Annotated in this window: 22 protein-coding genes, 1 rRNA gene and 1 riboswitch; of the genes, 11 read left to right on the forward strand and 12 right to left on the reverse strand. The window is 42.7% G+C overall.

Features of this window, described 5'->3' with window-relative positions; all coding sequences use genetic code 11:
- The first annotated feature begins 8 nt into the window (after positions 1 to 8).
- Positions 9 to 123: ribosomal RNA gene (gene rrf / locus NI468_RS11975) — 5S ribosomal RNA — on the forward strand.
- Positions 124 to 575: 452 nt separating this feature from the next.
- Here rrf and NI468_RS11980 read toward each other — a convergent pair.
- From NI468_RS11980 to NI468_RS12005, 6 genes are all read right to left on the reverse strand, one after another.
- Entirely contained in the window at positions 576 to 1,157 is a 582-nt protein-coding gene (locus NI468_RS11980) for a lytic transglycosylase domain-containing protein (protein ID WP_005106797.1), read from the reverse strand.
- A gap of 124 nt (positions 1,158 to 1,281) precedes the next feature.
- Positions 1,282 to 1,773 carry a GNAT family N-acetyltransferase gene (locus NI468_RS11985; protein ID WP_005100090.1) on the reverse strand — a complete coding sequence of 164 codons (492 nt, stop codon included), beginning with the start codon at positions 1,771 to 1,773 and terminating at the stop codon, positions 1,282 to 1,284.
- Between the two features lie 113 nt (positions 1,774 to 1,886).
- A complete protein-coding gene (locus NI468_RS11990; RefSeq protein WP_253102122.1) occupies positions 1,887 to 3,086 on the reverse strand; it encodes an acyl-CoA dehydrogenase family protein in 1,200 nt (399 codons plus the stop codon).
- A 23-nt stretch (positions 3,087 to 3,109) separates the two neighbouring features.
- On the reverse strand, positions 3,110 to 4,396 hold the full coding sequence (locus tag NI468_RS11995) for an acyl-CoA dehydrogenase family protein (protein ID WP_253102125.1): 1,287 nt from the start codon (positions 4,394 to 4,396) through the stop codon (positions 3,110 to 3,112).
- A 246-nt stretch (positions 4,397 to 4,642) separates the two neighbouring features.
- Entirely contained in the window at positions 4,643 to 6,019 is a 1,377-nt protein-coding gene (locus tag NI468_RS12000) for an ABC1 kinase family protein (RefSeq protein WP_004280475.1), read from the reverse strand.
- A gap of 160 nt (positions 6,020 to 6,179) precedes the next feature.
- Positions 6,180 to 6,488, reverse strand: a complete 309-nt coding sequence (locus NI468_RS12005) for a hypothetical protein (protein WP_004731213.1) — start codon at positions 6,486 to 6,488, stop codon at positions 6,180 to 6,182.
- Between the two features lie 200 nt (positions 6,489 to 6,688).
- Between NI468_RS12005 and NI468_RS12010 the strand changes: the two genes are divergently transcribed.
- The 6 genes from NI468_RS12010 to NI468_RS12035 all read left to right on the forward strand — a co-directional run bounded on the left by NI468_RS12010 (position 6,689) and on the right by NI468_RS12035 (position 12,800).
- Positions 6,689 to 7,075 (forward strand): lysozyme inhibitor LprI family protein, encoded by a 387-nt coding sequence (locus NI468_RS12010; protein WP_005100100.1) that lies wholly within the window; start codon positions 6,689 to 6,691, stop codon positions 7,073 to 7,075.
- A 204-nt stretch (positions 7,076 to 7,279) separates the two neighbouring features.
- Entirely contained in the window at positions 7,280 to 8,290 is a 1,011-nt protein-coding gene (gene prmB, locus NI468_RS12015) for a 50S ribosomal protein L3 N(5)-glutamine methyltransferase (RefSeq protein ID WP_005100101.1), read from the forward strand.
- 13 nt (positions 8,291 to 8,303) lie between these two features.
- Positions 8,304 to 9,398, forward strand: a complete 1,095-nt coding sequence (gene aroC / locus NI468_RS12020) for a chorismate synthase (RefSeq protein WP_004280471.1) — start codon at positions 8,304 to 8,306, stop codon at positions 9,396 to 9,398.
- Positions 9,399 to 9,464: 66 nt separating this feature from the next.
- Entirely contained in the window at positions 9,465 to 9,986 is a 522-nt protein-coding gene (locus tag NI468_RS12025) for a GNAT family N-acetyltransferase (protein ID WP_005246131.1), read from the forward strand.
- Positions 9,987 to 10,111: 125 nt separating this feature from the next.
- A complete protein-coding gene (locus NI468_RS12030; protein ID WP_005262773.1) occupies positions 10,112 to 11,020 on the forward strand; it encodes an AEC family transporter in 909 nt (302 codons plus the stop codon).
- A gap of 312 nt (positions 11,021 to 11,332) precedes the next feature.
- Positions 11,333 to 11,420: riboswitch (glycine riboswitch) on the forward strand.
- Between the two features lie 135 nt (positions 11,421 to 11,555).
- A complete protein-coding gene (locus tag NI468_RS12035; protein WP_253102092.1) occupies positions 11,556 to 12,800 on the forward strand; it encodes a D-amino acid dehydrogenase in 1,245 nt (414 codons plus the stop codon).
- Between the two features lie 82 nt (positions 12,801 to 12,882).
- Here the strand turns inward: NI468_RS12035 and NI468_RS12040 are convergent, their stop codons facing one another.
- Positions 12,883 to 13,536, reverse strand: a complete 654-nt coding sequence (locus NI468_RS12040; protein WP_253102096.1) for an A1S_1983 family putative colistin resistance protein — start codon at positions 13,534 to 13,536, stop codon at positions 12,883 to 12,885.
- Positions 13,537 to 13,636: 100 nt separating this feature from the next.
- Between NI468_RS12040 and ispF the strand changes: the two genes are divergently transcribed.
- Positions 13,637 to 14,125, forward strand: coding sequence for a 2-C-methyl-D-erythritol 2,4-cyclodiphosphate synthase (ispF, locus tag NI468_RS12045; protein WP_253102099.1), 489 nt, complete (start codon positions 13,637 to 13,639; stop codon positions 14,123 to 14,125).
- Between the two features lie 2 nt (positions 14,126 to 14,127).
- On the opposite strand, the gene NI468_RS12050 is transcribed toward ispF, so the two are convergent.
- The 3 genes from NI468_RS12050 to NI468_RS12060 form a co-directional block, all read right to left on the reverse strand.
- Positions 14,128 to 14,652, reverse strand: coding sequence for a protein tyrosine phosphatase family protein (locus NI468_RS12050; RefSeq protein WP_005251987.1), 525 nt, complete (start codon positions 14,650 to 14,652; stop codon positions 14,128 to 14,130).
- 64 nt (positions 14,653 to 14,716) lie between these two features.
- Entirely contained in the window at positions 14,717 to 15,808 is a 1,092-nt protein-coding gene (locus tag NI468_RS12055) for a 3-deoxy-7-phosphoheptulonate synthase (RefSeq protein ID WP_174766804.1), read from the reverse strand.
- A 127-nt stretch (positions 15,809 to 15,935) separates the two neighbouring features.
- A complete protein-coding gene (locus NI468_RS12060; protein WP_004280461.1) occupies positions 15,936 to 16,826 on the reverse strand; it encodes a sulfite exporter TauE/SafE family protein in 891 nt (296 codons plus the stop codon).
- A 387-nt stretch (positions 16,827 to 17,213) separates the two neighbouring features.
- Between NI468_RS12060 and lpxB the strand changes: the two genes are divergently transcribed.
- Complete coding sequence (lpxB, locus tag NI468_RS12065) at positions 17,214 to 18,386, forward strand: lipid-A-disaccharide synthase (RefSeq protein WP_004280460.1); 1,173 nt, start codon at positions 17,214 to 17,216, stop codon at positions 18,384 to 18,386.
- Positions 18,387 to 18,388: 2 nt separating this feature from the next.
- Here lpxB and NI468_RS12070 read toward each other — a convergent pair whose 3' ends face one another.
- Entirely contained in the window at positions 18,389 to 19,339 is a 951-nt protein-coding gene (locus NI468_RS12070) for an AraC family transcriptional regulator (RefSeq protein ID WP_005262782.1), read from the reverse strand.
- Positions 19,340 to 19,527: 188 nt separating this feature from the next.
- On the opposite strand from NI468_RS12070, the gene NI468_RS12075 reads away from it, so the two are divergent.
- On the forward strand, positions 19,528 to 20,742 hold the full coding sequence (locus NI468_RS12075; protein ID WP_005266271.1) for an alkane 1-monooxygenase: 1,215 nt from the start codon (positions 19,528 to 19,530) through the stop codon (positions 20,740 to 20,742).
- 361 nt (positions 20,743 to 21,103) lie between these two features.
- On the opposite strand, the gene NI468_RS12080 is transcribed toward NI468_RS12075, so the two are convergent.
- Positions 21,104 to 22,927: an acyl-CoA dehydrogenase gene (locus NI468_RS12080; protein ID WP_005266273.1), complete on the reverse strand. Its 1,824-nt coding sequence runs from the start codon at positions 22,925 to 22,927 to the stop codon at positions 21,104 to 21,106.
- Positions 22,928 to 23,005: 78 nt separating this feature from the next.
- Between NI468_RS12080 and NI468_RS12085 the strand changes: the two genes are divergently transcribed.
- Complete coding sequence (locus NI468_RS12085; RefSeq protein ID WP_253102102.1) at positions 23,006 to 23,986, forward strand: GlxA family transcriptional regulator; 981 nt, start codon at positions 23,006 to 23,008, stop codon at positions 23,984 to 23,986.

Raw genomic sequence — 23,986 nt, forward strand, 5'->3', positions numbered from 1 at the left:
ACAGTTGTGCTGGCGACCATAGCAAGAGTGAACCACCTGATCCCTTCCCGAACTCAGAAGTGAAACCTCTTAGCGCTGATGGTAGTGTGGGATTACCCATGTGAGAGTAAGTCATCGCCAGCTCATTATTCCAAAACACCCCCGACCATAAGGCCGGGGGTGTTTTTTTTATGCGTGGGATTTGGTCAAATAACTGTTGTTTATCTAATTTCCATAAGAATTTAATAGGTACTCATCTTTTTATAAGTAGTATTTGGGCTGCTAGAGCTGCCTAAGCTAAGTACATAGAAGTATTGCTGATTCCTGTTGATCTTATGGGATTTTAAGCCTCGAGTGTTTAATCTAAAAGAGTTCACAGGCTGATCTTATAAATCTTAGCAAATAAAAAACCAGCGAATCGCTGGTTTTTTATTGCAAACTATCTTAGCCGAATACATATCTCATGGCTGAGATTAATAGGTTGTAGATATACTTTCAGGTTAAAGATTTTAATGAGCACAATTAGCAATTACTATTTACCAAATATTAAATAAAATAGCCTAAGCATAGTTGAATTACCTCTCTTTATTCAGTCATTAGAGAGAGTCTTTCAGCATTTTTTTATGTTGTTTTACTTGTTTGGCATAACGTTTACCTTGTTTACGCATTTTACGATTATTTTCATAACCCGACGGACCTACATTATAATAGGCGAGCGCTTTCTTCCAGTCACCGGATGATTGATTATATTTAGAAAGAATATATGTACCACATTGGATATTACTGCTTTCATTGTATAAATCACCTGGACAAGTTTGTTGCCAATATCTCGGAATCACTTGCATCAAGCCTACCGCACCTGCTGGCGAAGTTGCTTGGCTACGATAAGTAGATTCCTGACGAATCACAGCCGCCACTAGAAGCGGATCTACACCCTGATTTTGTGCATGTTGAACAATTAAAGGTGAAACACGATTAGCTGTACTCGATGGGGTAGAATAAGCAGTTTGAATGCCTTTAGACAGCTTAGCTGCGCGTTTTTCTACCGAGCCTCCGCCCAAGGATGAGCAACCCGCAAAAAGAAAAGTGCCCAATAAAATAGAAGAAAATTTAAAAGAATGAGAATTAAATAGTGAACATTTAGATTTAATTGGATTTAATAGATGAGAAAAAAACAAACTGTGAATTCCATGCCTGAATAAACGTATTTTGATGTTAGGCAGCCTATATACAAGAGTCAAGCTTGCTGCTGATGAAAGCACTTTATTAATGTACAAATTTTATCTATCTACTAAAAAATCTCTAAGTTGAAAGGTTTTTCAGCATCCAGATTTCACAGGCTTCACTATGTCCGGTATTGCCTTGAGGATGATCAAGATGCTGAAAACCTAATTTTTCATAAAGTTTCACCGCTTGCCAAAGCGCTTTAGTTGTTTCTAGATAGACTGACTTAATCTGATGAGCCTGTGCAAATTCACAGGATAATTCTAAAATTTTCTTGGCAAAACCCTGCTGACGGATTTCAGGTAAAAAGTACATCTTCTGAATTTCTAAAATAGTTGCATCACCTTTTAAGGGCGCAATTCCACCACCACCGTAAATTTTATTTTGTTGATCTACAACAACCCAGTAAGCTGATTCCGGTTGCTGATAAACTTGATATAGTTCATCTAGAATAGAATCACCTACGGCAAAACCAGATTCTGCTGCCAGTCCAAACTCTTGGGAAACACCACGAATAATGCTTGCAATTTGAGCATTATCTTCAGGCTGAATAGGACGAATAGAGTACATATTGGACTGATTTTATTTTGAAAAAACGATGAATTTTTATAACGTTAAATGCTTAAAAAAGCCATCGTTTATTCAATTTAGATAAGTTTAATTCGCTATTTAATGAGCAATCATTATTTTAATTCGCTCGATGATTTTCCTAATTCCCGACGGGCAATAATCAGTTGCTGAATTTGCTGGGTGCCTTCAAAAATATCCAGAATCTTGGAATCACGCGCCCATTTTTCCAAAAGTTCAGTTTCGTTATAACCAATGGCTGCTGCCAGTTCGACACATTTTAAGGTAATTTCATTACCGATCCGACCGGCCTTGGCTTTGGCAATAGAGGCTTCACGTGAATTTGGTTTGTGATTATCGGCCATCCAGGCGGCCTTCAGCATCAGCAAGCGTGCTGCTTCCCATTCAGCTTCCATACGATAGATTTGTGTTGCGATATTAGAGCTTTGTAAATACGGTGTGGTATAAGTGGAGTCCAGCTGATCCTTAAAAATCTCCTTGATGCGTTCCAGCGAGGCTTTCGCACAACCAATCGCCATGGCGGCGACCAGCGGGCGAGTATTATCAAAGGTTTCCATCACGCCAGCAAAGCCTTTAGCAACATCGATTTCTGCATGGCCGAGCAAGTTTGCAGCAGGTACTCGACAGTTGATAAAGCTGATCGTGGCGGTATCGGATGATTTAATCCCTAATTTATGTTCCAGTCGTTCGACCTTCATTCCTGGAGTACCTTTGGTCACCACAAATGATTTAATAGCTGATCGTCCCAGCTTTTTATCCAGAGTTGCCCAAACGACCACTGCATCAGCACGCTCTCCAGAGGTCACAAAAATTTTCTCGCCATTCAGAATATAGTCATCACCGTCTTTAGTCGCAGTGGTACGAATTGCAGCGGAATCTGAACCGCAACCTGACTCGGTAATCGCCATGGCGGCCCAAGTTCCATGAAAACGGTGCAATTGTTCCTCATTGGCAACAGCTGCAATGGCTGAGTTTCCTAATCCTTGGCGTGGCATCGAGAGTAATAAGCCAGTATCGCCATAACACATTTCAATAATGCTTAGGGCGGTAGACATATTGATGCCATTTTTATTAGTCGTATCTGCATCGCCACGTTTATTGACTGCTGCACCGGCATTCATGCCTTCGCTACCATGATTCATACCGTCGACCACAGAAGCGAGCATGTCTAGTTCTATCGGATAAGCATGTTCAGCCTTGTCATATTTACGTGAAATCGGACGCAAAACATTGAGGGCAACTTCATGTGCTTGATCAATCAAAAGCTTAAATTTTTTTGGAGTTTGTAGATTCATCATTGTTCTTCTTTATGTTCTGATCAGGCATGTAAGCCAGAATGGAGAATGGCAGTGGCTCTTAGGTCTCTATACCAGCGTTCTACCGGATGTTCTTTGGTAAAACCATGACCACCCAAAATCTGTACACCATCGGTGCCTATTTTCATGGATTTTTCTGCGCAGAGCAGACGCGCTAGATAAGCCTCACGATGGAAAGCTTGACCGGATTCAGCCAGACTGGCGGCATTCAGGATCAGCATTTGCATCGCGTCAATTTCAATGGCCATATCAGCAATCATAAAGGCGACACTCTGACGATGAGAAATTGGTTCGCTAAAGGCAATACGGTCATTGGCATATTGCACACAGTATTTTTTGACTGCTTCACAGGTGCCCACTGCCATCGCACACCACATTAAATTACCCAGATCAACAAAAGCTGCATAATCAAAATCTTTATCTCCCAGACGTTGAGCTGGAGTATTTTCAAATTTGAGCGTAACGGTTTCAGTGGCCTTTAAACCCATAGCCGGCGATTTTTTCGCAGTGATGGTACTGTCGCGTTGCACCACAAAGACCTCAGCTCTGCCATCCAGATCAGCACTGACCAGATACAGATCGGCACTTTCTCCCAAGAGCACTAAGGTCTTTTCACCCAGAATTAGATAATGTCCCTGATGTGCAACAGCCTTGGTTTTAAGTTGCTCCGGGTTAAACGCTGCTGTTTTTTCCTGTACTGCAAAGGTGGCCTTTAACTCAGGATTCTCTGCGAAAGCGCCCAGATATTCTGCCTGAATCTGCTCTGAGCCCCAGCGGGTAATGGCGTTAATGACACTAAAAGTCGAAAGTAAGCCAGCCGTCAGACTGAAATCACCCTGAGCCAAATGTTGAGCGATTAAAATATTGCTGACGATATTCTGTTCCGATGCAACGCCCCCCAATGCTTCAGGCAGGGCATAGAAATTCAAACCTAAATCAGTGCTGTATTGCGAGAGTTCATGGGGAAATAATTCATGCTGATCTGCATTATGCGCCAAGGGATACAGCACCTCTTGGGCAAATTGCTGCATGGCATTACAGGTCATTTGCTGCTCTTCAGTCAGGTTTAGATCAAATAAGGATTTAGACTGATGCGGGAGACGTTGTTTTTGAATCTTCTGGCCAGATTTCAGGATTTTCTGGGTTTGACTCAGTGTTTTGAATCCTGCTTTTGAACTTTGATAAAGCGATTTTTCAACAAATTTACGCAGTTTTAATTGGTCTAATACTTCGCTACCCGCGATTTTGGTCAGTATGGACAAGCCAAATCCTTGGGCTTTATTCACCATATTATTCATTCTGATTATCCTAAAGGTGTTGTCACGTCATTTTTTTTAATACTGACATGCACTCAGAGATAAAACCATGTCATCCCTGACACGAATGATTGACAATTTTTAGGTTTCAGGGATTGAAGAAATGGAGGAATAAATTAATGAAAAATAAAAGAAAGATAAAAATATAAAAAATCGAATATGTCTAAAAATTGACCCGAATGACAAAATCATCCGGGTCTTTTTGATGCAGATTTTATTTTAAGAGAGATGATGTCTAATCATGGCACGCACATTGGTTTTGGCATCAATCACGGTCATAAAGGTATAGGCACCAATAAATTTACGGCTAATAAACATAAATTCTTTGGGTGGAACACTGAAATAACGTGAAGCCATAGATCTCGATGCCTGTTGCATCACACGGCTATGCAGCTGGCTTTTTTTCCAGTCATAGCGATTATGTTCATCCATGATGCCAGCTGGCAATTCTTGATTATTTAGCGGTGAACTAAACGCTTCGGTGGCCAGTAAAAAGACTTTGGCCATATCCGGTTTGATGCTTTGCGGAATCGAATCAAAAAACTCATAACCAGTCATCGCCTTGACCATCATATCCGAGTCATGATGATAGCCTGCCTGGATCAGGTTACGCGCAACACTGAGCAGATGCTGGTCAAACTGGCGGATCGCGCCAAAGTCGAGCAGAATGATCTTGTCGTGCACATCTGCGCCATTGCCCAGACGAACCAGATAATTACCAAAGTTCGGATCGGTTTGCATCTCGCCCCATTCGAAGATTTCACGCACTGCAATTTCCAGTGACGCTTCACCTAACAGGTTGCGGCGTTCTTGGGGCAGGGATAACATTACCGGGCTATTGATCGGCACACCACGTTCAAAAGTCATGCATAGCACACGATCTGAGCAATATTCATTAATAATGGTTGGGACGATATAACGAGGATCATCTTTTAAACGCGCCGCAAAACGACGCGTGGTATCTGCTTCAATCTGATAATTTACTTCACGGTGCATCATCTCACGAACTTCATCGAACCACTGGTCGAATTCGCGGGTCTGCGGCACGATGCGAGTCAATTTCAGCATGTTTTTAAACAGGCTCATATCCGAATCAATGGCTTCTGCCACACCCGGATACTGAATTTTTAACACCAGTTCCATGCCATCAGATTTTCGGGTAGCGCGATGTACCTGTGCCAAAGAAGCTGTGCCCAAAGGTTCATGATCAATGGTGAGATCGTCGAGTTTTGAACCGAGTTGTTGCTGTAACTGGGTCTTGATGGCTGGCCATGCCAATGCCACCGTCTGATTGTTCAGGGTATTTAGAGCTTGAGTGACTTCTTCTGGCAGAAAATGCTCACCATACAGTGCCATCATCTGGCCAATTTTAACGATAGACCCTTTTAGCTTGCCAATTTCTGCCACCAGATAATCAGCCTGTTCTTTCATGGCTTTTTTACGTTTCTTTTCTTTTTCTTCTTCACTTGAGAACATGGAGCTTGCACTAGAAGCCGCCCAACGCGTGCCTGCCAGCAAGGATGCCTTTGCGATCGATAAGCGTCGATCCATAGAGGAGGTTTTCAGTTGTTTAAGCTTATCGTTCTGATCTGACATGTAAACTCGATCCTTTCATCATCAGCATGAAGCAGAATAAATCATTGTAAGGGATAGTAGCGTTTCTGCACGTATTAAAAAAGTTTAAGCTGCTGAATTCATAGTAAAAGCTAGGCAAGCTTTCATTTATTCACCAACTTGTATCAGTTTAGACGGGGCATTATGCCATTTGAAATTGGATTTTTAATTCAGATCGTTGCTGTAACTGTTGTTTATTTGTTTGAATATGTTGATGAATCAGGCGCTGTACGCTGTCATGCATGAAGCCCAAAGCATAGCCTTTTACAATCACAATACTTGGCAAGCCAAAAAACAGATATTTAGCATCGTCCAGTGTCGCATCGGTAAATACGCCATGTTGCACTAAGGTCGACTGCAAAAATACCTTTTCTTGCTGCACCTGACTGGAGGCTTTATCATTCCAGTAATTCTGGCGCATCGCCATAAGATTATTGTGCTTATAGCTCATAGATCTGGGCTCATTTGAAGATTGAATGCGGATTATATGTGGGTCATGTGCCAATTTTCAATTGTGCAACTGTTTAATCTTTCAGTCCGAGAAAGGCATAGGATTTTTGTCCGGACTGCGTTAATATCAGTGGATAATTTAAACAATATTGATTGTTAAACATTTATTGGGATTGTACCGGTTTCGGTCAAGGGGAAGTTATGCGTCTTGCATGGTTTTTAGTTGCAATTTTTGCGGGTACTGCGGTTCAGACGCAGGCTGCTATTGGGTATTCCAAGGAATATACACAGTGCATGAATTTTAGTTATGGTAATACACCTAAAGCGGAAAAATGCCTGGAAAAAGAGCTGAAAGTTCACAATAAACGTCTGAAGAAAAACTATAAAACTTATCTTAAATTGAATCCGAATCAAACCGCCGCCATTCGCAGTCAGCATGTATTGTGGGAGCGTAAACTGGCCCAGCAATGTAATTTTAGAATGTCAGGAAAATATGCCAAACAGCAACAAGGGCAATGTATGCTGGCTTTGATTATGGATCAGGCCAATCTTTATCAATCCCGTTCTTATGCGTCCGGTTTTCGATAAGTCGTCATACCATTAACATGGATATTTAACAAAAACACCTCTGAATAAAGTAAACATTTATCTGCATAATCGCTCACAAAAACAGGAGTTTTATAATTTTTGTGAGCGTAGAGAATTCGTGTTTTTCATGCTTTTAGCATTATAAAAGCAGGCAAAACAAGGTATCATAAGGCGTTTAAAAAAATGACCTTGGAGACGCCTTAAGTGGATCGACCGACTATTAGCCCTGAACATATGCAGGAAGCCGCTGAAAATTTAACCACCATTCGTGATTTTATTCGTTTTGGTGTGACAGCATTACGTCAATACGATGCACATTTGGGCCAAGGCACAGAAGATTATTTTGCTGAAAGTTCAGCGCTAGTGTTGCAAACCCTGTCACTAGAATGGAAAGCGGACGCTGAAATTCTAGATGCCAAATTATTGCCAAGTGAAAAAGCCGAATTTTTAAGTCTGCTGGAACGCCGTATTAATGAAAAAGTTCCAACTTCATATTTATTGAATCTGGCTTACTTTGACGGCAAACCCTACTATGTCGATGAGCGTGTGCTGATTCCACGTTCACCGATTGCTGAACTGATTCAGAACCGTTTTGCCCCGTATTTCCTGGGTGAACATGGTCAAATGGGTGAAGCGGTTAATAACTTGCCGGAAAACCCGAATCCGAAGATACCACAACGCATTCTAGATATGTGTACCGGTTCCGGCTGTATCGCAATTGCCTTGGCTTATGCTTTCCCTGAAGCGGAAGTAGATGCGACTGATATTTCGAAAGAAGCCTTGGAAGTTGCGCAAATCAATACTGAGCATCATGACAAGCAATATCAGATCGCTTTGCTTGAATCAGATCTGTTTGAAAAAATTCCAGCTGAAAACCAATACGATTTAATCGTATCTAATCCGCCGTATGTCGATGCGGAAGATATGGCTGATTTGCCTGAGGAATTCCATCATGAGCCTGAGCTTGCACTTGCTGCAGGTCAGGACGGTCTGGATCTGGTGCGTAAAATGCTGGCTCAAGCAGCAGATTATCTGACTGAGAATGGCCTGATCGTGATCGAAGTGGGTAACTCAGAATGGGCGATGCGCCAAAACTTTAATTCGGTTGATTTCTACTGGTTACAATTCCAGAAAGGTGGTACGGGTATCTTTGCATTGACTGCAGAGCAATGTCGTACCTACCGTGATTTATTCATACAGTCTATTCAAGCATAAGGAGTCGTTTGACATGGCAGGTAATAGTATAGGGCAACTGTTCCGTGTAACGACTTGTGGTGAATCTCACGGTGTTGGCCTGATGGCGATCATCGATGGGGTTCCACCCGGCATTGAGCTGACTGAAGCTGATTTGCAAAAGGATCTGGACCGCCGTAAGCCGGGTACATCGAAATTTGCAACCCAACGTAAAGAACCCGATGAAGTAGAAATTATTTCCGGTGTGTTTGAGGGTAAAACCACCGGTACTTCAATTGGTTTGTTAATTCGTAATACGGATCAAAAATCGAAAGACTACGGCAATATTGCGCAGACATTCCGACCGGGTCATGCTGACTATACCTATACCCAAAAGTATGGTTTCCGTGATTACCGTGGTGGAGGCCGTTCAAGTGCGCGTGAAACGGCAATGCGTGTTGCTGCGGGTGCAATTGCCAAGAAATTCCTTTTCGAGAAATTTGGCATTGAGATTCGTGGTCATGTAACCCAGATTGGTACTGAAAAAGCAGAGAAACTGGACTGGAACGAAGTTCCAAACAATCCGTTTTTCTGTGGCGATGTGGATGCAGTACCGCGTTTTGAAGCGCTAGTAACTTCGCTTCGTGAACAGGGCACAAGCTGTGGTGCTAAACTTGAGATCATTGCATCTAAGGTGCCAGTGGGTTGGGGCGAGCCAGTCTTTGATCGTCTGGATGCTGACATCGCGCATGCCATGATGTCGATTAATGCCGTTAAAGGTGTCGAAATCGGTGATGGCTTTGGCGTCGCTGAACAGTTTGGTCATGAAAGCCGTGATGAACTCACCACAGAAGGCTTCCTGGCCAATCATGCTGGCGGTATTCTAGGTGGTATTTCTAGCGGTCAAGACATTCGTGTTGCGATTGCCTTGAAGCCAACTGCGTCTATTACCACGCCGGGTAAAACCATCAATATTGAGCGTGAAGATACTGATGTACTGACCAAAGGCCGTCATGATCCTTGCGTGGGCGTGCGTGCAACCCCGATTGCTGAAGCGATGCTGGCGATTGTGCTGATGGATCACTTCATGCGTCACCGTGCGCAAAATGCCGATGTAGTTGCGCCATTTGCACCGATTGAACCTAAATAATTTGCTTTAACTTTAAAGTGAAATTGTTTTGAAGTCAGACTCCGGTCTGACTTTTTTATTTATAAAATGAATCACTATAAAAATATACGATTGGCAAGCAAAGCTGATATTCAGCAACTTACCATACTAATTAATACAGCTTATCGTACTCGGGGTGGATGGACCACAGAAGAAGGAATGATCCAGGGTGATCGTATTCAAGAACAACAGTTATATGAATTGCTCAATTCAGCAGATTTTCAGCTGTTTGTGTTGGAAATTGAAAATAAGCTTCTTGGTTGTATTGGCGTGAGCTTAGGGCAGCAAGTAGCAGAGATTGGAAGCTTTGCTGTTGCACCTGCTGAGCAAAACTCGGGTTATGGCAAGCAATTATTGGACTTTGCCGAATCCCATATTTTCGAAATATTTAAGAAGAACGTGATTCAGATGTCAGTGTTAAATGTTCGTACTGAACTGTTGGCATATTATCAGCGCCATGGCTATCAGCTGACTGAAAAGATTGAAGCATATCCACTGGGTCAAAAGCTCGGAGAACCTTTGATTCCGTTACATTTACTGATTTTAGAAAAAATCATCAGATCAATATGATTGGTTGGTGAAAATTCAAGCTTTTTGCTACTTAAATTGAGTGGTGAAAAAGCTCATCAATATGCTAAGTTTTCTGTTCAGTCTAAGCGGCTTAAGATTAGGCAGAAAACAGACCAGGATGTCACATGCTGCATATTATTTTAACTTCTTTATTTCCCCTCATCGGACTGATCAGCTTTGGTTATCTGCTTAAGCGTAGGCAATGGTTGAGTGATGATTTTTGGCGAGGCGCTGAAAAGTTAAATTATTATGCATTGTTTCCGGTAATGCTGTTTTTAAATCTGGCCACTGCCAAGATTCAAATGAATGTCATTCAGGATGTAGTACTGGTCGTATTTAGCATCATGGCTGTGGTCAGTATTGCGCTGTATATCTTGCGCCAAATTTACCGAATTTCCTATGCGCGTTTCGGCGTCTATGTTCAAGGTTTACTGCGCTTTAATACCTATATTGGCCTTGCTGCTGTCAGCGCCTTATTTCAGCAGCAGGGTATGACTATTTTCGCTGTGATCATGGTGCTGTGTATTCCTTTGGTGAATATCTTGTCAGTGCTGGCATTTACCCGTAGCCACGATATGCAGCTGAAAAAAATCGTCCTGGATTTGTCTAAAAATCCATTAATTTTAGGCTGTATAGTGGGTGGTTTATTTAATCTTTCCGGTTTGTCACTCTGGACTGGAACAGAGCAGTTCCTTAAACAGATTGCACTGTGCAGTTTGCCGCTCGGTTTGATGTGTGTGGGAGCAGCCTTACAGTTTCAGGGTTTTCAGCGTGATGTATTGCCACTCAGCCTGATAACCTTTGGTCGCCTGTTCGGAATGCCGCTGATTGCATTTTTAGTGTGTAAAATTTTCCAGATTGATGCATTAACTACTCAGGTATTGGTCTTGTTCTTTGCACTTCCTACCGCCTCAGCTTCTTATGTCTTAACCCGGGTGTATGGTGGCGATAGTGAGTTAATGGCTAGTATTATCAGTGTACAAACAGTGGTCGCAGCAGGAAGCTTAGTACTGATGCTTTCTTGGATTATCTAAAATTCTAGAATAAATGATAAAAGTCTAAATTTTGCTTTGGATGACATATACTTTGAATTATTAAAATAGCCTAAGCAAATGTTGAGTTCTATTTAAACGCCAAAATTAAATAAGTTCTGGAATTTTATAAAGGATAGAACTTGCTCATTTTACTTAGGACAGCAAAATCTAAAAATTTGATATCTAGGCAATATCCTCCATCACCCATGTATGCTCTTAATTAAAAAGAATCACAGATAAATTCACGTGAATTAACATAAATAAAAACTGTGTTTTTCCTAAAAATGGTATATAAATTGCTCATGATAATAAAACATTATTGCAGGAGAGAAATGCTTCTGCATTCGCCGAAGGAGCAAGTTCCCAGGAAACTCTCAGGCAAAAGGACTGTGATAATGGATAAAAACTCTGGAGAGAAGTGTTCAATCACTCACCGAAGGGGAAGGTGGCCGCATTGATGTGCAATGTATCTACCGAAGCTCTCAGGTACACATGACAGATGGGAAAAGACATCAATATAATCAAGGAGGTGTCTATGCGTCATGTCGTGGTGATTGGGGCCGGTATTACCGGAGTAACCACAGCTTATGAGCTGGCACAATCAGGCTATCAAGTGACTGTGGTTGATCGGCATCTTTATCCGGCAATGGAAACATCCTTTGCCAATGGCGGCCAGCTTTCTGCCTGTAATGCCGAAGTATGGAACCAGAAAGCCACGGTACTCAAAGGCATCAAATGGATGTCACAAAAAACCGCACCACTTTTGCTCAATCCTTCTTTCAGTGTGCATAAATACAGCTGGCTCATGGAATTTCTGGGCAATATCAAACATTATGAAGCCAATACCCGAGAGACTGTACGGCTGGCTTTACTGGCAAGAGCACGCTTATTTGAAATTGCCGAAACAGAAAATATTGATTTCAATTTAGAAAAACGTGGAATTTTACATTTTTATCATAACAAGACAGATTATGATGTTGCGATCAAAGTCAATGATCTGTTGTGTAGCGGTGGTCTGGAGCGCAATGCCATTTCCAATGCAGAAATCAAGCAGATCGAACCTGCATTAACTGGCGATTATTATGCAGGATTTTACTGTCAGAGCGATGCCACCGGGGATATTCATAAATTTAGTACCGGTTTGGCCAAAGCCTGTATGCAAAAAGGCGTGAAATTTGAGTTTGGTCAAGATGTTTTTGTTGTTGATCATCAGGCTCAGAATATTCGGGTTAAATGCAAACCTAGTACTGAAAATGTCCATTCCTCTCCAGAGGATGTTCTGGAAATTAATGCAGATGCCATTGTGGTCTGTGCAGGGGTTGGCAGCTATCAATTGGCTGAAATATTTGGTGAACGAGTCAATGTCTATCCAGTCAAAGGCTACTCGATTACCGTGCAACTGAATGATGAGCAGAGCCAGAACAACGCACCTTGGGTCAGTCTGCTAGATGAAAGTGCGAAAATTGTCTTGTCACGCCTAGGCAAGGATCGTTTGCGTGTTGCAGGAACAGCCGAGTTTAATGGCTATAACCGGGATATTCGTGCTGACCGAATTCAACCTTTAATTGACTGGACCAATCGTAATTTTGACCTGTGTACTGAGCATGTTGTTCCGTGGGCAGGCTTACGCCCCATGATGCCAAATATGATGCCTGTGGTACGCCGTGGCAAACATGAGCGGGTCTTTTACAATACCGGACATGGTCATCTGGGCTGGACTTTATCAGCTGCAACGGCTGCGATGATTAGTCAGGAAATTGCGCAATACTATCCAGCTTAAATTGATAGCCCGCTTGCGGGCTATTTTTTACATCAAAGATATCATTTTATATAACAATAAATTTTAATATTTTTAAATTAAATCAATCATATAGTCGATAAATACCGGTAAATCGTTCACAGCCTTTCTGCTGGCTACTGACCGCTAAAATGGCTTTACTATAGTTAAACTCATAGCGGCAGTCATTTTCATTATCGGTGATCTGGTTTTTTGTCTCAGGCGTGGTATAGGCTAAAAAAGGAACGGTCTGCTTCTCGGTCCGGTTATTTGGATTACGATATGCCAGGCCTTCAATCTTGATCCGGTCTTTGGTCAGTTGATGAATCTTGAGATGCACGGGCTGCTTGGCGATTTGTCCCTGTTCAAACTTAATATAATGCTGGGTCAGACTTTGATTCAGTGAAATATAGACATTTAAATCATCTAAACGCCATTCAAACTGCTGTTTAAAACAGTCTAGCGTTTTGCATTGCTGTAAGCGGGTCGCCCATAGTTGTTGGCTATCTTGTAATAAACGCACAGGTGCATCAGTAATCAGAAAAGCAGTAAAGTATTGGTCTGCGAGTTTTGCACGAGATTCAGCCAGCGATGCTGAGCAGACTTTATTCATGGCAGCCGTTTTTTTGCTGTCATCGCTACAATCCATTGTGATCGCTGAGCTACCCGTAGAAATCGTCCCCAGACCGAGCATCAGGCCAATTATTTTCAACATATTTATATCAGTTTTCAGTAGCATGATCGCTTATACTTTCACTGTGTTACGCTTGGTCTAACTATAGCGAAATAGAAAGCAAGTGTACAAGATTTCAATGGGCTATTTCTAAAGGATGTATAAGGTGATCGCACAAATTCGTATTGGCCAGGGTCTGGATGTGCATGCATTTGAAGAAGGTGATTTTATCACTCTGGCAGGCATTCAAATTCCGCATACTCACGGTCTGAAAGCACATTCGGATGGTGATGTAGTGCTGCATGCACTCTGTGATGCTTTGTTGGGTGCTTTGGCGCTCGGAGATATTGGCCAGCATTTCCCTGATACAGATCCTGAGTTTAAAGGTGCAGATAGTCGGGTATTACTCAAGCATGTTTATCAGCTAATTCTGGATCGTGGTTATCACCTGAATAATGCCGATATTACCGTGGCCTGTGAACGTCCAAAACTGGCGAAACACAATTTGGCCATGCGTCAAAGTATTGCAGATGTCTTGGATATTGATGTGACTCAAATCAGTATTAAAGCCACCACCACTGAACAGTTAGGTTTTACCGGTCGTCAGGAAGGCATTATGTCGATGGCAACCGTGTTATTGAGCCATAGTAAATAAAATCAGGCAAAATAATTTGGATTAATTAAGGAAAGTTCCAGTTCCTGCGTTGCTTTACGGCCTTGTAACTGTAGGGCAACTGCATGCATTAAACCAGTCCAGGTTTCATTTGGTTCCCAGATCTGATGCAAGTATTCTTGTGCTGTAGGTAGATCCATATCCATATAGTACTGACGATATAAGTACATCAGACAGCTGACATGGTAGTTTTGCGAACAATGTACCCAGACCATTTGCTCTTTTACCAGATGATCGATCAGATCCAGTACCAGCAGGCATTGATTGTCTGAAGGGGTTTCCCAGGAAATCGGAACCTGAATATAGTTCAGTCCCAGCTCAAGGCAAATTTTATCTTCATGCGGCAGATACTGTTCGCTATCGGTCAACGCCACATTGATGACTGTAGATACACCGTATTCTTTCATCAGCTGTAATTGGGTAGTGGTCGGTTGACCGGAGCTAAACAGATGTTCGTGTATGAACTGAAAATTCTCAATCTGGCTTAATGCCGTTTCAATATCATTCATCAGATAAATTTTCCTTGTTCTAGAAATGCAAACGCCATCTTGGCGATGGCGTTGGTCAGATCATTTAACGATTAGGTAAAATGTCTTTCAATGCCTCATGCATGTCGAGTAAAACTTTTTCAGTCGTTTCCCAGTCGATACAGCCATCCGTAACGGATTGACCGTATTCCATATCATTCAGGTTCGCCGGAATGTCCTGACGACCACCCTTAAGATGACTTTCTACCATAATACCAACAATTGACTTGTTTCCATCAAGAATTTGTTCGGAAATGTTTTTAAGTACAAGTGGTTGCAGGTACGGGTCTTTGTTAGAGTTGGCGTGGCTGGCATCAATCATGATCTTGGTGCTGACTTTGGCCTTGGCTAGAGCAGCTTCTGCATCGGCAACCGAGCCTGCATCGTAGTTCGGCTTGCCATTACCGCCACGCAGTACCACGTGAGCATAAGGATTGCCTGAAGTGCGAATCACAGCCACCTGGCCTTGATCATTCAGACCGAGGAAGCTGTGACCATGTTTCACAGATTGCATCGCATTGGTCGCGACCGTTAAACCGCCATCAGTACCATTTTTAAAGCCGACTGGTGAAGAAAGACCAGAAGACATTTCACGATGGGTCTGGCTTTCTGTGGTACGTGCACCAATTGCTGACCATGAAATCAGGTCTTGGTAATACTGTGGCGAGTTTGGATCAAGTGCTTCAGTGGCACATGGCAAGCCCATTTCATTCAGTTCAAGTAATAGCTTGCGACCGATACGCAGACCTTTTTCAATATTGAATGAATCATTCATGTCTGGGTCATTGATCAGGCCTTTCCAGCCTACGGTAGTCCGTGGTTTTTCAAAATAAACCCGCATCACGATGTATAAGCTGTCTTTAACTTTTTCGCTCAGTACTTTTAAGCGTTCAGCATATTCATGCGCCGCCGCCGGATCATGGATAGAACAAGGGCCAATTACAACGAACAGGCGTTTGTCTTCACCATCCAGAATTTTACGAATCGTTTCACGACCATGCAGTACGGTTTGATAAGCAGTTTCAGTCAACGGTAACTCTGCTTTAAGCTCAGCAGGGGTTACAAGAGGAATCATGCTGTGGATATTCACGTCATCAATATCTGATGCTGAAATAGGATTTGACTGTTGTGTATTCATTGCCGTCACTGGTTCGATCATACAAAAGGTTGTTTAATAGCCCGAATATAACATGAATGATGCGTCACTTTGTTATAAAAAAGATGAATACTTCTTTGAAAAAAAAGTGATGAATCGGATAGTTAACTTAAACGGACGGGGAATTTTGATTCACAATTATCATTGCTGTTTCAGCAGGTTGAGCCGGTTTTGATTTCACAGGATTAATCATGAAATTCACGCCCAGCGCAAATAGGGTAATACCTAAAATTTTGCGGATCAGTTTTTCCGGCATACGTGAGCTGAGTAAAGTGCCGACAATAATCGCCGGAATAGACCCCACCAATAACCACATGAGCAGCATGAAATCGACGTTGCCTGAAGACATATGACCTAGACCTGCGACCAGTGTCAGTAATACCGCGTGCACCACGTCAGAGCCAATAATACGAATCATCGGCAGATTCGGGAACATCACTACAAGTGCCATGATACCAAATGCACCGGCACCCACTGAAGATAGCGTGACAAATATGCCCAAGATAATGCCCATGATGATGATAGCAACGCGCTTTTCTTTGGCTTGCAGCTTCACTTTTTCCAGATCCTGCGTCATATCCGGTAGTTCTTGTTTTCTGTATTTATTAAAAAGATTTTCGATCTGGGTGCGAAACAGAATGGATAAGCCGGTAATAGTCAGCATAAAGCCCAAGACCATGGTCAGGACGGCTTTGTAATGCGTCGATTGGCTCAGATAGTTCTCGAGTACCCAATGCGTTGCAAAAGATGCGGGAATACTGCCAACGGCCAGCCAGATCACAATCGGCCAGACAATATTCATTTTCTTGGCATGCACAAACGAGCCACAGAATTTAGAAATCGCGGCATAGAGCAGGTCAGTACCAATCGCGATATGCGGTTCAATCCGGAATAAACTGATAAGAATTGGCGTCATTAATGAACCGCCACCGACACCGGTGACACCTACACAAAAACCTACCAGAACGCCTGCTAAAATAAATTCAATCGGACCAAACATGCATATATGCCAAAATCAAAAAACGAGCATATCTTATGACTTTTGGATATAAGTCGTTGTCTTGATTATTGATTTACTTATGCATAAAAAAGATAAAGCTAGGTGAAGAATATTAGGTGATCTTTCATATTTATTCGCTGGGTTATGTATAAAGTGCGAATATAATGATTGATTTTAACTGTCCGATTTGCCCCATTTCTGTCTAATTGAATGTACCTGTAAATGTCGATTTAATTCTTTTTATGCAAGCTCCCTTATTGACTAAGTTATTCTAAACGGTGGGTTTCTTAAAATTAGAAGATACTTAAGCTTCTTCCGGAATAGCCATAGGATTATGTTAGAATCCCGATTCAATAAATTTCCATGCGGATCTGAGAGGAAACCCACTTGCTAAATCGAAAACTTAAAATTGGAATCGTGGTCGGTGAAGTTTCTGGAGATACGCTTGGCGCAAAATTGATTCGCCGTTTTAGTGAGCAAGGCATTGATGCTGAATTTGAAGGTATCGGTGGGCCACAAATGATCGCTGAAGGCTTTAAAAGCTATTATCCGATGGATATTTTATCGGTGATGGGCATTGTCGAAGTTTTAAAAGATATTAAAAAACTGTTTGCTGTGCGGGATGGTCTGGTGGAAACCTGGACTAAAGATCCGGTCGATATTTTTATCGGGATTGATGCGCCTGATTTTAACCTGCGTTTGTCAAAAACCATTAAACAAAAACAGTTACCGATTAAAACCGTGCAATACGTCAGTCCTTCGGTCTGGGCATGGCGTCAAGGCCGTATACATGGCATTAAAGCCAGTATTGATCTGGTGCTGTGCCTGTTTCCATTTGAAAAAGCGTTCTTTAAAAAATGGGATGTTCCTGCAGCTTTTGTCGGACATCCGCTCGCTAGCCAATTGCCGCTTGAAAATCCAATTCTGGAGGCTCAGACAGAATTAGGCCTAGACCCAGATCAGAAATATATTGCATTATTACCGGGAAGCCGCCGTGGCGAGATTGAGCGTTTGGGACCTTTGGTTCTGGATGCAGCTAATATTCTGCATCACAAATATCCGGATTATACCTTTCTGATTCCTGCGATTAATGATGCACGCAAGCAGCAAATCGAAAGTTTACTGGCCACTTATCCTGAGAGCTTAAAAACCCAAATTCGCTTGATGGAAAATACCAGCGCTGAATCCAAAATTGGCCGTCAGGTCATGAATGCATCCAATATTATTGCACTGGCGTCTGGAACTGCAACGCTTGAAGCGATGTTGCTGCACCGTCCGATGGTGACTTTTTATAAATTGCACTGGCTGACCTATCGAATTGCCAAATTACTGGTAAAAATCCCATATTTTTCATTACCAAATATAATTGCTGGCAAAAAAGTGATTCAAGAACTCATCCAATCCGCTGCTACACCTGAAAATCTGGCAGCTGAAATTGAAAAACTGATGGATATTGAAGCAGCGCAGATTCAGGTTATGCAGCATATCACCATGCACAAGCAGCTACTTTCTGGCAATAGCGAAGATCCGGTCACAGCAGTATTGGCATTAGTCCAGTAATTTTAGTCTGGTAATAAAGACTGGTTCTTCTGACAATTCAGCCGGTATTGGGTCGGCGTCTGTTCAAACTGTTTTTTAAAACTTTGACTAAACGCCGTCTCGGATGAATAACCAACCAGATAAGCGATCTGCTGGATACCAAATCCACTATTTCTCAAATATTGCGCTGCCAGACGCAGGCGGTGCTGTTGCAGATAGGCAAGGGGTGGCTCACCGACAATCTGGGTAAACAGTTGGGCGAATTTGGAACGTGACATATGACATTGTTCGGCCAGACTTTCTACAGTCCAGAATTGTTCAGGTTTGCCATGAATCGCTGCCAGTGCATTGGATAGTTCCGGATGCGAGAGCGCATTTAGCCAGCTCGAGGCATTTTCCAGGTTTAAAATATAATCACGTACGCATTCAATCAGTAAAATACTGACCAGATGATCCAGAATCTTGTCACGTCCGGGACGAAGCTGCTGGGTTTCCAGTGCCAGAAACTGCAAGCCAACCTGTAACCATTCTGGCGCCGTATCACCCAGAATATGTTGAATATGCAGGTATTTAGGTAATGCACTCAAAAGAGGTTTGGCCATCTGGATATCCAAGCTAGAACGAATAGCCAGTATGAAACTATGCTCCGCCGAATTTTCCCGATTGAGATCAACACATTGCTGTGCATTGCTCTGAAAATAAGGATTAATCGCATGGTGCTCAGAAAAATCGGCATTGTCTGGGCAGGAAACATGATGGGAGGAACCTGCGGGTAATAGCACCAGATCACCTTGTTGCAGCTCCAGTCGATCACCATTCATGAACTTTAATTGGGCCTGTCCTTGTAACAGGATATAGGCCAGCATAAAGGGTTCATGTTGATAGTCAAAGCCGCCCGGATGAAATACATTCAGATAAAGATATTCCGATTTTTCCAGATGAATATCATCAAAAATTTTACTTAAAGCATCCATGCCTAACTCTATTCTTCTGTTTTATTTCATTTAATTGACTATAAATTTTTTAACTTTGTGATTTTAGGCCAGAATTTGGCAGCATGTGCCAAAGACGCTGACATAGCTTTTCTGGACGTTGAATACTGTTCGCTACTGCTGAAATAATCAACTATAAGTGCAGAGTAACATAAAAAAGGAAGGTCGCAATGAATGCCCCTGCACAAATCCAGAAAGCGCAGTTTACGCAGGAAGCGTCGGCACTAAAAGGTGTCAAGCTGGATAAAAAACGTTTTGGCTGGTTGCTCAGCCCAGGTCTGCCTGTGATCGGAATGGGAATTCTGGCCGGTTATCATTTTGGTCCCAAAGCCACTCAAAAAATCTTTGCCATGGGCGGACTATTATTACTGCATGTCATCATTCCGACTCTGGATGCCCTGATTGGCGATGATGCCAATAACCCAAATGATGAGCAGATCAAGGCACTGGTTAACGATCCTTATTATGACCGCATTGTAAAAGCATTTATTCCCTTGCAAATGGCAGCCAATGCCTTTGCCGGTTATGTCGTAAGCCGGCCAAATGTGTCTTTGCTGGATCAGGTACTGCTTGGAGTTTCTATGGGTGCGATTAATGGTGTGGGGGTGAATACCGCACATGAACTCAGCCATCGTCCCCAGAAAAAAGACCATTACTGGTCTCATGCCAGCCTGATGCCTTTGGGCTATAACCATTTCCGGATCGAACATCCTTATGGACACCATAAACGGGTGGCGACACCAGAAGATCCGGCATCTTCAAAAATGGGTGAATCTTTTTACCGTTTCTGGCCACGTACCGTAATAGGCGGATTAAAATCTGCAATCCAGATTGAAAAAAGACGGCTCGAGCGTAAGGGACTGAAATTCTTTAATCAGGAAAATGAGCTGTTTCATGGTTGGGCCATGAGTGCCGGCTATCATGCCTTGATGCTAAAGGCGTATGGCAAGAAAATTATTCCTTATACACTGACACAGGCATTTTATGGCGTTAGCCTGTTTGAGATTGTGAATTATATCGAGCACTACGGACTGAAACGTGGACAGAAAGCGGATGGCAGTTATGAGCGAACCTTGCCGGAACATAGCTGGAATAACAACAATATCGTAACTAATCTGTTTTTGTATCAGTTACAACGGCATTCTGATCATCATGCTTTTCCAAGCCGTCCATTTCAGGCGTTGCGGCATTTTGATGAAGCGCCAGAATTACCCAGCGGTTATGCAACCATGCTGATTCCAGCCTTGATTCCACCTTTATGGTACAAAATCATGGATCAGCGGGTATATCAGCATTATCAGGGCGATCTGACGAAAGCTAACATTTTGCCTTCCAAACGTGCCAAACTTTTTAAAAAGTTTGATGTGCAAGAATCCGCAGCTTGATGATTCAAAAAATAAAATGCGCCTAATACAGATAATGCTGATCAGTTAAGGAGTTTAGAAATAAACTCCTTAATTTTTAGCGGAGCCTTATTGTTTTAAATCAAAATTTTGCAGCTCATTTGTTACTTTGGTTTCGCCCAAAGTAACCAAAGGCATTTTTCATCCGCAAAACTCGTCAGCCCCTATCAACTAACAAATTTATCGCAGAAACAATCATTTTTTAATGTAGTCCGGCCTCAAACAGTTGCGGATGACTTTTCTACATATCAAATACAGCCATGAATCTAAAAAAGAAAATGCCAGTCAATTTTGTAAGTGACTGGCATTACCTAATACAGGCGCATTTTTTGATAAATTCTGTCTAGAACCAGTCGCTTTGCATATTCAGGCAAGTATCATCCATATTCATCAATAATTTGGCCTGATGCTCAATTTCAGGGAGTTCCCAGCGAATAAAATATTGAGCTGCTTGAATTTTCCCTGCCAGAAAAGTCTGATCTTCTGCCTGCGAAGATGTGCCAAACTTGAGTTGAGCCTGATTCGCCATTTCTAGCCAGAGCCAAGATAGAATAGTTTTGCCCATCATATCCAGATACAATCCTGAATTGGCCAAAGCGTCACTGACTTTTCCTTGATGTAAGGCCTGGCCTAAAACCTGAGTAGTTTTTTGTACAGTCGCCAGATGCTGTTTGTAGATCTCTGCGAGTTCCACTATCTTAGGTTCATGAGTCTCTGACAAGGTCTTCTGGATGCGCTGCATGAGCAGATTTAGCCCTTTGCCATTATGCTGCCAGAGTTTACGTCCCAGCAGATCCAGAGATTGAATACCGTAAGTGCCTTCATGAATCGGATTGAGTCGGTTATCACGATAACATTGCTCCACCGGATATTCACGGGTATAACCCGCGCCGCCCAAGACCTGAATGGCCAGATCATTGGCTTTCGGACCATAGGCAGAAGGGAAAGATTTGACCACCGGGGTAATGAGATCAAGCAGAATTGCACTATCTTCATCTTGAGCTGCCTGAAGTTCATCAATTAATCGGGCTGCAAATAAGCAAAGTGCCAGCGAACCTTCTACATATGACTTTTGCGCCAGTAGCATGCGTTTGACATCGGTATGTTCAATGATATTCACTGGTTTCGAGTCAGGTGTTTTTTCATGAACTGGCCGGCCTTGCGGACGGTTTTTAGCATAATCCAGAGATTCCAGATAGCCACGATAACCAATCATGGCTGCGCCCAGACCGACACCCACACGTGCTTCATTCATCATCTTGAACATATATTTTAAGCCATGACCGGGTTCACCAATTAAATAGCCTAAGCAATTATCATTTTCTCCAAAGCTTAAAACTGTAGATGTAGTACCTCGATAGCCCATTTTGTGCAGTAAGCCAGCCAGCTGTACATCATTAGCTTCACCGAGTGAACCATCCTCGTTGGTTTTGAATTTTGGTACGATAAACAGGGAAATTCCTTTCACGCCTTGCGGCGCATCCTGAATCCGCGCCAAGACCAGATGCACAATATTTTCGGTAATGTCCTGATCGCCACCCGAAATAAACATTTTCTGGCCTTTAATTTTATAAATTCCATTTCCCTGAGGAATGGCTTTAGTGGTCAGATCGCCCAAAGAGGAACCTACATTCGGCTCTGTCATGGCCATGGTGCCAGCAAAGCGGCCACTCAACATATGCGGTAGGAATATTTGCTTTTGTTTTGGGGAGGCAAAAGCCTGTATCAGGTTCGCCGCAGCGGCCGTTAGAAAAGAATAAGCCACGGTGGACGGATTGGCCGACATAAAATACGCATTGCAGGCCATATTCACCAAAGTGGGCAGTTGCATGCCACCATCTGCATAATCATGCTGGGCGCAAAGCAGGCCGGCATCGGCAAACTGTTGCCAGGCTGTCTTCACTTCATCAATGGTTTTGACCTGTTTGCCATCAAAGTTCGGTTCTTGTTGATCAGCTTTGGCATTATGCGGTGCAAAATAATCAGTCGCGATACCTTTTGCCGTTTCCAGAATACTGTCGAAAGTATTTTTGTCATGATCCTGATAGCGTTGCAGTTTAGTCAGCGCTTCAAGTTTGAATACGTCATAAAGCTGGAAATGCAGATCTTTATCATTAATCAGTTGGGTCACGGTACTATCCTGAATGTGCAATCCTTGAGATAGCATCAAGACTAGCAGTTGCTTTTATTGAGGAGGATTGTCAATAATGACATGAATCGGGTGAAAAGTGACAATTAGTAAAGTATGCAACAGGTGGTGATTTTAGGCTTTCATGGGGCTCTGGCTTCGGCCATTACGGGTGTGGTCGATTTATTTACAATGGCTGGCGTAAGCTGGAACCGGATCCAGCAGCAGGACGTACAGCGCCTGTTTAAGGTGAGTATCGCCAGTCCGGAGGGACATCCGATTCGGTGTATCAATGGGCTGCAGTTGCAGGCACATTTTTCTTATCAAGAGATTCAAACTGCAGATATTCTGGTGGTACCGACCATCGCTGCACCGATTCAGGATGTATTGCAACAGAATCCAGAACTGATTCATTTTTTAAAATCTGCACATGCAGAGGCGACTTTAATTGCAGGAAACTGTACGGGGAATTTTTTTCTGGCAGAAGCAGGCATTTTAGATGACCGGATTGCAACAACACATTGGGGTTTTCAGGAAGTGTTTCGTTCACGCTATCCTAAGGTGAAACTGAATGCCGATCTGATGATTAGCCGGGATCAGAATATCTATTGTGCAGGTGGAGGCCTGGCCTGGTTTGACCTAGGTTTGCATCTGATTGAGCGCTTGTATGGCTTTGAGGTGGCCATGCAATCGGCTAAATCTTTCGTAATTGATTACCGCCGTGATAGCCAGTTGTCTTATTCATTGCTGAATATTGGCCAGCCGCACCATGATGAACTGGTACAAAAAATCCAGAACTGGCTAGAGCAGCATTTTCATGAAGACTTTAGTTTGAACCAGCTGGCGGAACAGTTTAATGTGACCGGCCGAACCCTGATTCGACGTTTTAAACAAGCCTTAGACATACCGCCCAATCAGTATCTACAAGCGATCCGGATTGAAGCCGCACGTAAACGACTGGAAGAAACCGATCAAGCTGTGGATGTGATTATACAAAATGTCGGCTATCAGGACCCAAGTTCATTCCGTCGTTTATTTCATAAAAAAACCGGTCTGACGCCGTTGGAATACCGGCGCCGGTTTAGCCGGCGCTTTTAA

This window comes from Acinetobacter lwoffii (genome assembly GCF_024129355.1).
In the GTDB taxonomy this organism is placed as follows: domain Bacteria; phylum Pseudomonadota; class Gammaproteobacteria; order Pseudomonadales; family Moraxellaceae; genus Acinetobacter; species Acinetobacter lwoffii_I.